Origin of the sequence: Phaeovibrio sulfidiphilus, assembly GCF_014861485.1 — a bacterium.
Lineage (GTDB): Bacteria > Pseudomonadota > Alphaproteobacteria > Rhodospirillales > Rhodospirillaceae > Phaeovibrio > Phaeovibrio sulfidiphilus.
In genome coordinates, this window is record NZ_JACZHT010000008.1 from 63,306 (window position 1) to 78,166 (window position 14,861).

9 protein-coding genes are annotated in these 14,861 nt (G+C 64.3%); 2 read left to right on the forward strand and 7 right to left on the reverse strand.

Annotated features, from left to right (window positions below; translation table 11 throughout):
- Positions 1-314 precede the first annotated feature (314 nt).
- Both IHV25_RS09700 and IHV25_RS09705 read right to left on the reverse strand, forming a co-directional pair.
- Positions 315-1,070 (reverse strand): hypothetical protein, encoded by a 756-nt coding sequence (locus tag IHV25_RS09700; RefSeq protein ID WP_192534924.1) that lies wholly within the window; start codon positions 1,068-1,070, stop codon positions 315-317.
- 356 nt (positions 1,071-1,426) lie between these two features.
- Positions 1,427-7,210, reverse strand: coding sequence for an autotransporter domain-containing protein (locus tag IHV25_RS09705; RefSeq protein WP_192534925.1), 5,784 nt, complete (start codon positions 7,208-7,210; stop codon positions 1,427-1,429).
- A gap of 370 nt (positions 7,211-7,580) precedes the next feature.
- Here IHV25_RS09705 and IHV25_RS09710 point away from each other — a divergent pair, with 370 nt between their 5' ends.
- The gene (locus tag IHV25_RS09710) at positions 7,581-7,769 is read left to right on the forward strand and encodes a hypothetical protein (protein ID WP_192534926.1); all 189 of its coding nucleotides are present in this window, start codon (positions 7,581-7,583) and stop codon (positions 7,767-7,769) included.
- A 515-nt stretch (positions 7,770-8,284) separates the two neighbouring features.
- A complete protein-coding gene (locus tag IHV25_RS09715) occupies positions 8,285-9,484 on the forward strand; it encodes a chorismate-binding protein (protein WP_206757330.1) in 1,200 nt (399 codons plus the stop codon).
- Positions 9,485-10,368: 884 nt separating this feature from the next.
- On the opposite strand, the gene IHV25_RS09720 is transcribed toward IHV25_RS09715, so the two are convergent.
- The 5 genes from IHV25_RS09720 to IHV25_RS09740 form a co-directional block, all read right to left on the reverse strand.
- On the reverse strand, positions 10,369-11,070 hold the full coding sequence (locus IHV25_RS09720; protein ID WP_192534928.1) for an ABC transporter ATP-binding protein: 702 nt from the start codon (positions 11,068-11,070) through the stop codon (positions 10,369-10,371).
- Positions 11,063-12,325: a lipoprotein-releasing ABC transporter permease subunit gene (locus IHV25_RS09725; RefSeq protein WP_192534929.1), complete on the reverse strand. Its 1,263-nt coding sequence runs from the start codon at positions 12,323-12,325 to the stop codon at positions 11,063-11,065. The genes IHV25_RS09720 and IHV25_RS09725 overlap by 8 nt, the downstream gene beginning before the upstream one ends.
- A gap of 10 nt (positions 12,326-12,335) precedes the next feature.
- Positions 12,336-13,658 (reverse strand): proline--tRNA ligase, encoded by a 1,323-nt coding sequence (proS, locus tag IHV25_RS09730; protein WP_192534930.1) that lies wholly within the window; start codon positions 13,656-13,658, stop codon positions 12,336-12,338.
- An 86-nt stretch (positions 13,659-13,744) separates the two neighbouring features.
- Positions 13,745-14,149, reverse strand: a complete 405-nt coding sequence (gene mce, locus IHV25_RS09735) for a methylmalonyl-CoA epimerase (protein WP_192534931.1) — start codon at positions 14,147-14,149, stop codon at positions 13,745-13,747.
- A 420-nt stretch (positions 14,150-14,569) separates the two neighbouring features.
- Positions 14,570-14,861, reverse strand: a 292-nt coding sequence (locus IHV25_RS09740; RefSeq protein ID WP_192534932.1) for a winged helix-turn-helix domain-containing protein, incomplete at its 5' end; no start/stop codon positions are given.

A 14,861-nucleotide genomic window follows, 5' to 3' on the forward strand; every position in this document is an offset into this window, starting at 1 on the left:
AACCAACGCGGCGGGCTGTTCACACCCCGGCGACCGTACACCCGGTGCACCCGGGGCCACGAACCGCGGCAGACAGCGCGCCGGGCCTGCGGCAGCCTCACCGACAGGGGCCACCCGGCAGACGCTCGCACCGGTGCAGTGGTGCAGTGAGATATAGGCTCCCCGGACGCCCCGATCCAGTGCCGCGCGCCCGGGCGCCATGCCCTCCGCACACACCCGCCCGGCCAAGGGGGCGGAATCCCGAACAGGCGCCCGGCCCCGTCAGCCTCCAGCGGGATCACCGCCCTGCCCGCGAAGAAAACCGCCTGCCGGCCTCACCTGATAAATCTAGAGGGGTCTTTGCGCAGATCAGCAAACTTTCCGGACTCTGAATAAAAATCAAGACAATATTCAATATAATTCAGATTTCCCCTACCAAAACCAACAAATTCACTTAGGATCATTGAGCAGAAAAGCCTTGAGATCCCGCTGCCATCACCCAGTTTCATCCGGCGCTCACGGCCCACCCTCTCATCTTGCGTGCGCCATGCATCCGGGAAGCGGCTCAGTAACGCGGCGATTTGCGGTCGGAGCATGTCAAAGACCGCGTTACCAAAATCAACAGCCTCCTGGCGCGTGGGAATTTTTCCGCCGTGGGCGACCGTGTTTCTGAGGCTGACCCACTTATCCGAAAGAAGCTCCGGACACCCGCCAAACGTCCGAACCCACAGAAAAACGAACGCTCCCCGCCGGCGCTCGGACTGCTGCGACACGTCCTCCCAGCATGCCTTGAAAATGTCGTCATCAAGACCACGATCCGAAAAAATCACACGCAACGCATATTCGTAAAACGAATCAACACAGGAGAATAAGAAAAGAATGGCGTCCCGGTAACATCCATCCAAAATAGAGTAGACAGAAGCCTGGAATAAAATCTCATGCCCCTGATTGCCCAAAAAGCATTTAACGTCATGACCGTATCGGCACCTCAGCTCAAAACAAAAATCATCCCTCAAGTCCGCCAAATAATAGCCATGAGAAAATCCGCGCTCGACCGCACACTCGGCGCAAAAAACAGGAAATTTCGCCATAACCACACCCTGGAAATAGAGCAAAACTCCATTATAGCGCTTCTTTATAATTTATTCAATGTAGGCGCCGTGAAGGCGCGACGCCCGACCAAACCGGATGACCGGATCAGCCCACCCCGCCCTGTCCGGTCTCCTGGCCCCGGGACGGGAAAAACCCGCTCCCGCCGCATCAGGATCACACATTCGGACCGTTAGCGTCGACGTCGGGAACGCTATCTGCGCCTTGGGCCCGTGATCGGAGGGGCCATCGGGCCGGAAGGGCGGGACGAGCCGGGAAAGACAGGCGCCCGGCCCCCTCCAGCCCCGATCCGGGCCAGTGGCCGGTCCGGGCCGGAGCCCGGGCCTTCGCTGCCGTCCTACCAGCGATACGCCAGGCGTGCGCGGCCCCCGTGAGAGCTGCTCTTTGAACCATAGGCGCCGTCGTACACCAGGTTCAGGGACCAGAGGTTATTGACCGCGATCTCACCGCCTACGGCCAGAACCGCCACATCCCGGTCTCCGGGCGTCCCCCGGACCAGGAAGTCGCTCGAGCCCGAGATAAAGGCCATGCGGCTGACGGTGTTGATGTCACCGAACGTGTGCTCCCAGCCCAGGTCCAGCTTCAGGACCGCGCTCTCGTGCACCCGGGCATCCAGACGCATCCCCAGCGTCGAGTTGCCGATGTGGCTGGTCCAGGAGGAGTGCCGAAGCGCCGACGCCCCGCCCCGTTCCGAGAACTCATGGCTGTGTGCCGTATTCCAGGACGCCCCCACAAACGGCTCGACCATCAGCCCGTCCCTGGCGTGCAGCCGCCAGGCCGCCTCGCCAAAGACCTGGAAGACGTCCGCACCGTAGTCGGCCCTCAGCCGCTCTCCGATCGCGAAACGGCGGCTGTCGATTTCATGACGGGTGTACAGCCCGCCCAAGGTCGTGCGCAGCGAGCCCGTCCCCACATCCCAGACCTTGCCGCCGTAGACGCCGCCGGAGAAACTGTCGATATCGGAGCTGTAGACCCGGTCCGGGACGTGAAAATCCCGGTGTCCGTAGCGGAAGAGCGCACCGGCGAACCAGCCGTCCTCGAAACCAAAAGCGGCTCCCGCCGTGAGCGCCACGCCGCTGGCGCGGGAATGGGCCGCATTCCCGTCCTCGTCCCACGTGTCATGACTGCCGGACACCTGCGCCCAGACCCTGTTGGTCTCCGGCAGGCCGTCGGCGGGACTGAACGGGGCCGGTTCGGCGGACGCCACCTGGAGCCCATCCCGGCCAACGAGCCCCTCCTGTGTGGGCGCAAGCTGGGAGAGGGTCTTCAGGAACAGCCGGGAGACCTCGTGCCCACCACGACGGACCAGATGCCCCACGTTGGCGTGGGCATCCCCGGAAAGATGGGAGAGGTGGCGCAGCCCCTCCTCCAGGTTGGAATTGACAAGAGTGTTATGGATATCCCCCGGATCCATGGTGCCGATGGCACGGGCGGTGGCAATCTGGTTCGGCGTCATGCCGGACCAGGGAGAGGGAGGCCCGGGATCCGGCCCAGGGCCGGGGCCCGGACCGGGACCGGGGCCCGGACCGGGGTCAGGCCCCTTGTAGGTGGCCCGCAGGCCAATAGCGGAGGCGTCCGCGGTGCCGACAACCGGGTTGCCGTTTGCATCCAGGCGCACCTGCTCGAGGCTCAGGAACGGCAGGGTGTCGGGCTTGACCAGATAGCTGAAGGTACCCTCGACTTTTCCCTCCGGATCCAGGGTCGCCAGAACCGTGTATATTTTTTCTACCGCCCAGCCGCTTCCCATGGCCTTCACGACCTCCAGGGTGGACTCCCCGGGCAGGTCAACAGAGCCGGTCCGGACGTCCAGACGGTCACTGGTCTCCCGATTGACGCGAACCTGGAGGGTGAAGGTGTTGCCGTCCGGATCGAAAGAACCGACGGAGATCGTGCCGACGGTGTCCCTGCCCCCCGGCGCCAAAACGGTGTCGCTGTTGCCCAGTTTCAGGGCTCCTCCCCATGAGAACTCCCCCGCCAGGGTGCCCCCGTTCAGAGTGAGGGGACCGGTCGCCGCAGAGTGGTTTCCGGAGAGGGCGAGGGTGCCCTTGCCGTCTTTCGCGAAGGTTCCGCCGCCACTCAGGGGTGTTTCGTAGCGGAATGTCCTGTCCTCGGCGAGGTCGAAAATGAAGTCGCCCTCGTTCACAATACTGCCCTCGATTGTCCCACCCTTCACAGTCATCTTCGCACCCTTGGCGATGTCATAGCCGTTGGCGAAACCCAGGTTCACGCTCTCCTCGAAGGTTGCGTTGGCCGTTCCGGTCAACTCCATTTTCCGGGTGGCCTCTTTGTAGTCCGTCTGCCCGGTTTTGGCCGAGACGATCTCGCCCCCCTTGAACGTGAAGGTGCCACCGGTGATCTCCATGCCTGCCACCACCACGCCACCGGCGTTGACGTTGACAGCTCCACCCGTGGCCTCCGTGAACACGACCGCGTCCCCGTGAGCGAACTGGATTCTCTCCCCGGAGGGCAGTTCCCACTTTTGCTTTGCCGTAATGTTCCAGGGATCTTCGGGGCGGCCGACCCAGGTGAGCTTGACGTTGCCTACAGCCCTCCTGACAGTCAGCATCTGAACCGTATCGTTTTCCTCCAGCGAGCCCTCAAGCACGGAGCCGAAGCGGGTATCGGCAAAGTCCTCGCCACGATAGGTCAGCCTCACCTTGTTGGTGAGCTTCACCCCGGCGTCCAGAAGCGCGTATTCGGTGCCCATGACGTTTCGGAATGTCAGGATGTCGAGAGTTACGGGATCCTCCCCGTTCAAAGGCAGGATCGTGGTCCCTGCCCGCAGGGTGAGAACCTTTTCTCCGGACGGAACATCGAGAAGGTCATAGCTGAGTTTCGCGCCGGCCTTCAGATTGATGGTTCCGCCGGTCATGGTTCCGTCGGCCCCGGCATTTCCGGCCAGAATTTTGTGGCCGCTCCCCTCAAGATGCAAGACGGCGGGAGAGACCAGGGTGAAGGACGACTCCTCGCCCTGAAGGTCAATTTTCGTACCGGCCACAAGGGCCAGGGTTCCGTCTTTGACCGAAAAATCGGTTTTGCTTCCGTCCTCGCCATCGCTGGTGAACAGGTTCTGCCCCCCCAGCCACCAAATGCCGGTACCGTCCTTGATGAGGAAAACAGGCGCGTCATCGGTCGCCTCACCGACCATGGGATCGGTGCGCATGTCCACCGTGCCTGCGCCCTCCACGCTTAGGATGGAACGCGACGAAATCGAACTCTTGATATGAATCGAGCTGGCACCACCGTTGGCCGTGTTGCCCCTGAAAAGAATGGTCTTGCCCGCACCGGGGGCCAGAACAACTTCGGCATTATGAGTGAAGATGGCGCCACCGTATGCACCGTTTTCGCCTGCTGCCATGTTCCCGGTGAAGGTGGCGTCGCCCCAAAAGGTCAGCGGGCCACCGTTCCAAATCGCGCCGCCAGCGGCACCGTCATTCGTGCCGGTGCCGCGGGCGGTGTTGTTCTTGAAGGTGGCGTCGCCCGAAAAAGTCATAGTTCCCCAGTTAAAAATCGCCCCGCCAGCGGCCCCGTAGCCGTCAGCCACGTTGCCCTCGAAGAGAACCTCGTCCGAAAAGGTCACTGAGTCGCCGTTCCACCGATAAATCGCGCCGCCCCTGGCACCGCCACTTTTGCTTGTGGCCGTGTTGTTCTTGAAGGTGGCAGTGCCCGAAAAGGTCACTGAGCCGTGGACTGTGGTAGAATTAGCATCGGTACTAATAGCCCCGCCCTCGGCATAGCCTGAAACGCTGGTCACCGAGTTCTTCTCAAAGGTGACATCACCCAAAAAGCTCACCTTGCCCAGGTTATGAATCGCGCCGCCCCGGGCCTTGCCTGAAATGCTGCTCGCCGAGTTCCTCTCAAAGGTGGTGTTGCCTGAAAAGGTCACCTCGCTGTCACCGCCCTGGTTGTATAGTGCACCGCCCTTAGCATGGTCTTGCTCGCTCGCGACCGTGTTTTCGCTGAAGGTCGCTCCGCGAGAAAATGTCAGAAGATCTCCGTTTTCAATCGCCCCACCATAGGCCCTGCCGCCCGTACTTTGGGCCGCGTTCCGACTGAAGGTGGCAGTCCTGTCGAAAACGATAGACCCCAAGCTGGAGATCGCACCACCTGAGGCCGCATTGTCCCGGTTTGTAACTGTGTTCCTGGTAAACGCAGCGTCGCCTGAAAACGTCACCAGGCCGTCAACGGTATAAATGGCGCCGCCAACGGCCCCGCCGCTCTCGCTTTCGGCCGTGTTTTCGGTGAACGTGGCGTCACCAGAAAAGGTCACGGTGCTGCCGGTGCCGTAAATCCCGCCGCCTACAGCCACACCGCTCTCGCTTCGGGCCGTGTTCCCGGTAAAGGTAGTGGTACCAGAAAGGGTCACCTCTCCTTTATACCAGTTGGAAATCGCGCCACCCAAAACTACGCCGCTCTCGCTTCGGGCCGTATTCCCTGCGAAGACAGCGCCACCTTCAACACTCACTGAGCCAAACCAGTTGTAAATCGCGCCGCCACCCGTCCAGCCGCTCTCGCTTTGGGCCGTGTTCCCCACAAAACTTGCACCGCTTTTGATAAGAACCGGGCCAAACTTGTTATAAATCGCGCCACCGTAGGCAGTCTCTGAAGTGCTTGTTGCGGTATTTTTCTCGAAGATGGCATCGCCAGAAAGGGTGACTCCAACTACGCCCGTGTTATGAATGGCTCCGCCATAGGCCCCACCGCTTACGCTCTTTGCGGCGTTTCTTGTGAAGGTGGCATCGCCGTTGACGGTCATTCCCCCACTGCCCTCGTTATAAATTGCGCCTCCATGGCTCACGCCGCCCACGCTTTCTGCCGTGTTTTCTGTGAAGGTGGCTTCGCCGTTGATGGTGACCTCAGCTTTGTTCCAATTGTCAATCGCGCCGCCGTAGGCCTCTCTGTCCTCGCTTTTGGCCATATTGCCACTGAAAAAAGCACCCCCGAGAAGGGTTAACGTGCCACCCACATAGTTTTCAATTGCACCGCCATAGGCCGATTCCAGGGCTTGAGCCGTGTTGTTCTCGAAGACGGACTCACCTGCAAGGGTCACCTGACCACCGTCTCCGTTATAAATCGCTCCACCTCGAGCATAATAATAATTGCTTTTAACTGTATTGTTATCAAAGACGGCCTTTCCAGAGATATGAAGAGCGCTTCCCTCACCGTTATTGAAAATTGCCCCACCCTTACCCCCATAACCATTCATGTTATTGGAAAAAATATTTGGACCTTGGGCTATATTCCCGCTGAAGGTGGCGTCGCCGCCAAGGGACACCCGACCGCCGTCTCCGTTATAAATCGCGCCGCCATTGCCCTCATCGTTGTTGCTTGTGGCCGTGTTCCCGACGAAGGTGGCGACGCCCGAAACGCTCACCGTCCCCACGTTGTAAATCGCGCCGCCCCCGCCCCCCCGCTTTTCAGCGGGCCTGTATCTGTACATGTTACCGCCGGCCAAATTCCCGATGAAGGTGGCGTCGCCGCCGAGGGACACCCGACCACCGTCTCCGTTATAAATCGCGCCGCCATTGCCCTCATTGTAGTCGCTTGTGGCCGTGTTCCTGACGAAGGTGGCGACGCCCGAAACGCTCACCGTCCCCACGTTGTAAATCGCTCCACCCGCGGCTCCCCAGAATTCCCTTGTGGCCGTGTTCCCGGAGAAGGTGGTATTGCCCGAAAAGGTCAGCGTCCCCGCATTGGAAATCGCACCGCCTTCGGTGTGGGGGATTGTGTCGCTCGTATTTCCCGCAATCGTCAGTGTCCGGCCCCCGGCAACAGCCAGCGTTGCGGTAACACCCTCCCTCACGACCAGAAGCTGGCCCGGGTTGGACACCCCATCGAGCGTCGTGTTGTCGGAAAACGTCACCTTTCCGTTCAGCCCCTCAAACGTCAGATCCTGAAGTTTGCCGCTGAACTCCGAATCGGCGGCAAGAACATCCCAGGCCACCTCGCCCGTAACGGTACAAACTCCCCCGCTACATTGGTAGGGCTCCGCCGCCCACGCCTGCCCGGCTCCCTTGACGCCCAGCGCCAGCGCCAGTGCCACACCGGAAAGCGCCGCACCACGACGCCCGGAAACGAAAAACACGCGGCAGTCACAGTTGCCCGCGATATCTTTTGACATACGCACCCCCAAAGCCATTGGCCGACGGCCACAAAATACAGGCAACCATAGCGGAATGTAATAACCTGATCAAAACCGAAAGACGAGTACACTGAGCGAACTGTAGAAAAAACAAAGGAGCGATGCAAAAATACATCCACCCAGTAACTGTATTTATGGCTGATCGCGGTTCCCGGGCCCCCGGACCGCTGTCCCCTCCCTCCCCCAACGGCGCCTTGAGCGTTGACACACGCGAGCCCCAATGCAAAAAAGGAGCCCCCAGTTCCTGTTCTTTTCCGCGTTTGAAGGGCCGCCAAGCCATGCCTCTGGTGGTCTTTTTCTTTTCAGATCAAGCCCTTTAGCCCGATCGTTCCCCGGGAGAGAAAACCCCATGCGCACGCTTTTGGATATCTTCGGACCGGTCTTCCGCTTTCTGGCGTCCCTTGCCCTGGCGCTGGCCCTTACGGTGGCCCTTGTCGCGGCCCTGTTCTATCGGGACGCCGCGTGCGACACGCTGGAGAGCCTCACCGGGGTCTCCCTCGGGTGCTCCGCCCCGGCTGAGACACCGGCCGCCGAATAGACTCCGGCCGGCCTGCCCCCACCAAACACGCCCTGCGAACGCCCCCACCGGACAGGCGCCCCGGTCCAGCCAGCGCCCTGCCAACCGGGCGCCACATCCCACGCCCATAGCCCCTCCCCTCCCGGTCACGCCCTGCCGACCGGGCACCACATCCCGCGCCCCACAGCCCCTCCCCCGGGTCACGGCCCGCCGGAGCCCCTGCGGACGCACGCCCGGTTCCGCCCGACGCCGGAGATCAGACCCCACCACCGCCCGTGCCATCCCCGCCGCCCGGCCCCGCAATCCCGCCCCCCGGAATCCCGCCCGGTCACAGCACCCGTGTGTTTTTTTTGCGAGACCAGAGCATTCGGCTCTTGCCTCCGACGCCGTTCCTGCATTACCCTGCCTGTGTTGCGAATGATTTGCATTCTATATCAACTCCAGGCGGGATGATGCCAATGCTTCAGACACTCAAGCCCAGAGGCTGCCCGAGCGCGTGCCGGCAGGGGTGCCACAGCGCACACCAGGGTGACAAAATGTTTCTCTTCCGGGCGGGGGACGCTCCCATGCTGCGGGCGCGAGGGCTTGAGGACGTCCGCAGTTCGCTCCGGAACGGCCCTCCGGCCGCCCTGGCCGCGTCCGTCCGGGCCCTGCTCGACGAGGCGACGGCGTGCGGGAAGGCCTCGCCGCTGTTTGTCGGCGCCCTGCCCCTTCACGGCCTTTCGGACGCGCGGGCCTACCTCGCCTCCGAGGCGCGCTTTTTCTGGGTCACCGCCAGCGAGGGCGCGCGGCCTGCCGCCTGCGGCAGCGCGGGCGCCCCGGCGGCTGCGGAGCCCGAGGTGGTCGCCTGGGCCAGTTGCCCCGACGACAAAACCTTCCGGAAAACCGTCCACCACGCCCTCGACACCCTGGCCGGCAGCCCGCTGGAAAAGCTCGTTCTGGCCCGGCGCATGGATGTGGTCTTCCGGGAGCGGATCGATGACAAGCTGCTCTTCCGGCGCCTGAACGCGGCCCATCCCAACGGATCCGTGTTCCGGGTTCCCTGGGGCTGCGGACACTGCAACTTCCTGGGGGCAAGCTCCGAGCCCCTTGTGAGGCGCAAGGAAAAACAGATCGAGATCAACCCCCTGGCGGGTCTGGCACCCCAGGCCTTCGACACCCGGGACACCACCGCGGACCCCGTCCCCCTGCCCGTGTGCGCGACCCGCGCCCGGGAACACCGGCTTGCCCGGGAACGGGCGGCGGACATCCTCAACCCGTTTTGCAAGACCCTCACCGTTCCGCCCCATCCCTCGGCTCTGGACAACGGCACCGGTCCGGCCGGGCCCGCGCCCCTCTCCGGCGTCCTGAAAAGCAGAGACACGTCGTCGGTCGAGCTGGCGGCCGCACTGCATCCCGCGCCCTCGACCTGCGGCAGCCCCGTGGACGCGGCCCACTCCCTGATCGCCCGGCTGGAGCCGTTCGGCCGGGGGCTCTACTCCGGTCTTGTGGGCTGGTGCAACGCGGACGGAGACGGGGAATGGACGGTCGCCCTCCAGTGTGCCGAGATCCACGGAAAGGTGGCGCGGCTGTTCACCGGGGTCGGCCTGAGCGAACGCCCGGCGCCCGGCGCCGGGGACGCGGACAGCCGGGCGGGATGGAGCGCCATGCTCCGGGCCCTGGGGGTGAGCGTGGGGGAGGATGCGGGCGTGCCCCGCCTTGGCCTTCCGTCCGCACAGAGCCTGCCGTGTGCCTGAGCCTGCCTATGTGAACGCCTCCGAAGCCCTGAGAGCCGCTGAAAACGGACGGAAACGAAAACGGCCGCACGACTGCGCGCGGAAAGCCTGCCTCGGCCCGCAGGTTTCCGGTGCGCTCCTGCCCGGCCCGGGTTCCGTCCGCTCGGGAAACAGCGCTCACGGGTATCCATCCCCCGGGCTTCGGAGGCCCCATGGGGGCTCCCACACGAGCCGACACGGACCGGAAAGCCGACACACGAAGCGGAGCCGGTCCGTGTCGAGACCACACCCACACCGCCCGTCCCGGACGCGCGGAAACCAGGCAGACACGAGCCCCCAACGGGGCAGGTCAGGGAACGGGCTCGGGGGTACTCCGGCGAGGACAGACCTTAAGAAAACCACGGCCCCGGCCTGAAGGCTCCAGAATTATGCCCAACCCGCAAGGGGACAGCGCATCCGCGCCCGGTCCGGCCCACGCGCCGAAGGAGAAGACACGGCGGGGCCCAGCGGCCGGAGCCGGGGCAGAGACAGGGCCAGAGAGAGGACCATTGTCGGGGATCGTCAGGAACTGCCAGTCACCGGCGACGCCATCCGTCGGGTGCCCTCACCGCTCAACCGCACAGAACACACCCCGCGCTTACCGTCACAGGTCACCACCCGGCTCCGTGACCGGCAACCCGCCAGCGCCCGGCGTCAGGGATCAGCCCTGCCAGAAACAGGCGACCGTCACCGGCCATCGGTCAGTGTCGGGGACCACCGCCCGCCTGCCTTGCCCGGCGGCGGGGGCAGCGCCCTGTTCCGGACACGCACCCGCAGGGGAGCCCCCATCAGGAGGGTTCGAGCGCTCCTGTACCCCCGGCCTGTCCGCGTAATGGTCAAATGGGAAGCCCGGACCGCTGCCCGGCCTATGCGCCGGCCTCCGGCGTGAGGGCCTCGACGCGGGCGTTGCGCAGCACCACCGTGCGGTCCATTTTCCGGGCCAGATCCGGGTTGTGGGTGGCCACCAGAGCCGCCAGGCCCTCGCGGCGCACCAGATCCAGAAGCACCTGGAACACATGAAGGGAGGTCTGGGGATCCAGGTTTCCCGTGGGCTCGTCCGCCAGCAGGAGCCGGGGCCGGTTGGCCAGGGCCCGGGCAATGGCGACCCGCTGCTGCTCGCCGCCCGAGAGCTGCCCCGGCCGGTGATCGGCCCTCGCCTCCAGCCCCATCAGTTCCAGAAGGTCCAGCGCCCGCCTGCGCCCCTCCGCGCGGGAGACCCCCGCGATCATCTGGGGGATGACGATATTCTCCAGCGCCGAGAACTCGGGCAGAAGATGGTGGTACTGGTAGACAAAGCCCAGGTGGTTGCGGCGGAGCCGGGTGCGGCCGGCGTCATCCAGCGCCCGGGTCGGGATCCCGTCGATGAAGACCTCGCCCGCTGACGGAGGCTCCAGGAGCCCGGAGATTTGCAGAAGGGTCGACTTGCCGGCACCGGACGGGCCCACCAGGGCCACGATCTCGCCCGGAGCAATGGACAGGTCCGCCCCCCTCAGAACGTGGAGCGTCTCGCCCCCCTGGACGAAGGTGCGGCTGACGGCCTCCAGCCGGATGGCGTGGGCGCTATTCATTGCGCAGGGCCTCCACCGGGTCGGTTTTCGCAGCCCGCCAGGCCGGGTACAGGGTCGCCGCGAACGACAGCCCCAAGGCCATGAGCGCCACGGAGAGAACCTCGGTCGGGTCCATGCGGGCGGGCATTGTGGTCAGGAAATAGATCTCGGCGTTGAACAGGTCCACCTTCAGAAGGGCCTCCAGCCCCCGGCGGATGTGCTCGATGTTGGAGCAGAACAGCACCCCCAGCACAAGCCCCGACACGGTCCCGATCACGCCCACCGAGGCGCCCGCGAGAAAGAAGATCTGCATGATCGACGCCCGCGACGCCCCCATGGTGCGCAAGATGGCGATATCGCGGCTCTTGTCCTTCACCAGCATGATCAGGCCCGAGATGATGTTGAACGCCGCCACGATGATGATCAGGGTCAGGATCAGGAACATGACGTTGCGTTCCACCTGGAGCGCATTGAAGAAGGTCGAGTTCGTGGCCCGCCAGTCCCGGACCGTCAGCGGATGGCCCAGGGTGTGGCCCAGCCGGAGAACGGCGTCGCTGGTTTCGGTGACCCGGTCGGGGCGGTCCACCTCCACCTCGAAGTGGTTGATGGCGCCATCCGGAACCTTGAAGTGCAGGCGCGCGGCCTCAAGCGGCAGGAAGACGAACGACGTGTCGTACTCGCTCATGCCGATAGAGAACACCGCCCGGATCGTGTAGGAGCGGATGGCCGGGATCATGCCGATGGCCGAGACCTCGCCCCGCATGGAGACGATGGTCAGGCTGTCGCCCACCCGAAGATTGTACTGCTCGGCGAGCCGCTTGCCGATCATGACCGCATCGCGGCCGGTCAGGTCGTCCAGGGAGCCCGCCACAATGGCGCTGCCCTGGAAGACCTTGCGCTGTTTCAGATCCGTCGCGTCCACGCCCCGGACAATGGCCCCCAGGGAGGTTCCCCGCACCTGGAGCATGGCCGGATTCTCGATGACAGCGGTGACGGTTTTCACCCCGGGCAGGTCGTGGATCGCGTTGGCCACTGGCGTGTAGTCGGTCATGTACACGCCCATGCCATAGACGTTCATATGACCGTTCAGGCCGAAGATCCGGTCCATCAGATCCTCGCGGAAGCCGTTCATCACCGCCATGACGATGATCAGGGTGGCCACGCCAAGGGCGATGCCCGCCAGCGAGAAGCCGGCGATCACCGAGACGAACCCTTCCTTTCTGCGGGCGCGCAGGTAGCGCCCGGCCATCAGTCGCTCAAAGGGGCCAAACATCACCGCGGTCCGGTCACGAGCCGGAGGACGGGGCAATCAGCCGGTCGATGGCCGTTTCCATGGACACCTCGTAGCGCTCGCCGGTGGCGCGGCGCTTCAGCTCCACCACGCCCTTTTCCAGCCCCCTGGGGCCCACGATCAGCTGCCAGGGCAGGCCGATCAGGTCCATGGTGGCGAACTTGGCGCCCGGACGCTCCTGGGTGTCGTCGTAGAGAACATCCACGCCGGCGGCGCTCAGGCGGGCGTCGATCTCGGCGCACACCCGGTCGGTCTCCACGTCACCGGCCTTCAGGTTGATCAGGCCCACGTGGAACGGCGCCACCGAATCAGGCCAGATGATGCCCGCATCGTCGTGGCTGGCCTCGATGATCGCGCCCACCAGGCGCGAGACGCCAATGCCGTAGGAGCCCATCTGCACCGGGATCGTGCCGTCAGAGACGGTCTGGACGACCGCGTCCATGGGACGGGAGTACTTGAGGCCGAAGTTGAAGATGTGGCCCACCTCGATACCGCGGGCGCTGATCAGATCCTCGGGGGCGACACCGTGGTTCTCGGTGTGCTTCTCGTCCGTGGCCGCGTAGAGGGAGGTCCACTCGTCCACGACGGGCTGAAGGTCGCCCTCGTAGTTGACGCTCTCGGGCGTGGGCTTCTCCAGAAGGGCCTTGTGACAGAAAACCGCGCTCTCGCCCGTGTCCGCCAGAATGATGAACTCGTGGCTCATGTCGCCGCCGATGGGGCCGGAATCCGCCGCCATGGGGATGGCGGTCAGGCCCATGCGCCGGAAGGTGCGCAGGTAGGCCACAAACATGCGGTTGTAGGACCGGCGTGCCGCCTCCATGTCCAGGTCGAAGGAGTAGGCGTCCTTCATCAGGAACTCGCGGCCGCGCATCACGCCAAAGCGGGGGCGCACCTCGTCGCGGAACTTCCAGTGGATTTGGTACAGGATCTTGGGCAGGTCACGGTAGGAATGGATGTTCTTGCGGAACACATCCGTGACCACCTCCTCGTGGGTCGGCCCGTAGAGCATGTCCCGGTCGTGCCGGTCCTTGATGCGGAGCATTTCCTTGCCGTAGTCCTCGTAGCGGCCGCTTTCGCGCCACAGCTCGGCGGACTGGATCGTGGGCATGAGGATTTCCTGGGCACCGGCGGCGTCCTGCTCCTCGCGGACGATCTGCTCGATCCGGCGCAGCACCCGGTAGCCCAGGGGGAGCCAGTTGTAAATGCCCGAGGCGTGCTGGCGGATCATCCCCGCGCGCAGCATCAGCCGGTGGGAGACGATCTCCGCATCGGCAGGGTTTTCCTTCAGAAGGGGCAGAAAAAATCGGGACAGACGCATCGCGACACTGGCTTTCGGCTGGAGACTGCAGGAAGGGCGCGCGGGGCACGTTCACTTGCGATGCACGCCCGGATTTTTCAGAAATACTATGCCTGCTCGAGTTCGACAAGCGTACCGAACAGATCCTTCGGGTGCAGGAACAGGACTGGCTTCCCGTGGGCGCCAATCTTCGGCTCGCCGTCGCCCAGGACGCGCAGGCCGCGAGCCTTCAGCTGGTCGCGGGCGGCCAGGATGTCCTCGACCTCGTAGCACATGTGGTGAATTCCGCCCGAGGGGTTCTTGTCCAGAAAGCCCCGGATCGGCGACGCGTCGCCCAGCGGCGTGATCAGCTCGATCTTCGTGTTGGGCAGGGTGACAAACACCACCGTCACGCCGTGATCCGGCTGGGGGAGAGGCTCCGAGACGTCGGCGCCAAGGTCGGACCGGTAGGTGTTGGAAGCGGCCTCAAGGTCCGGAACGGCGATGGCGATGTGGTTCAGGCGACCGAGCATGGAAGGATCTCCGGAAATGACAGGGGCACGGGGTGCGGGGGCAACGGGGTGCGGGGGCATGGCGCCCGGGAGGCAACGAGCCGGGGGGGCCACGAACGCACGGCGGAAACAGCAGGGACTTCGGAAACGGCACGACCTGCGCAAACGGGGACGGCGAAGCCCTGCGGACAGGACACGAAAGGGGCCGCCGGGCCCGGGACCACCCGAGCGCGGGACGGCCCCGACTATAGGAAAGACGGGGGATCCTGGCGACGGTTTTTTGCGGACTCTGCCCGCGAGGGGAGATTTCCGGGCCGGATGCGCCCGGGGGCCGGATGCGCCCAAGTGACGGCTGATCCGCAGACGCCGCGCAGACCGGATAAAGGGTGCGGAGGGGAGACGTCAGGGCATACCCGAACGTCAGGCCCGGAAGGGACGGCCTCAGGGGGTGGCGGCAAGCTGCGCGTCGGACCCGGCGGAGGCGGCCTTTGCGGCTCCGGCCTTCGCGGTTCCCGCCACCGGAGCCACCGGGGCCTCCGGGGACGCGGACGGGGTCTGCTCCGGATCGCGGATCATGTACCCCCGGCCCCAGACCGTCTCGATACAGGTCTCGCCGTCCAGGAACGCCGCCAGCTTCTTGCGAAGCTTGCAGACGAACACGTCGATGATCTTCAGGTCCGGCTCGTCCATGCCGCCGTACAGGTGGTTGAGGAACTGCTCCTTGGTCAGCGTC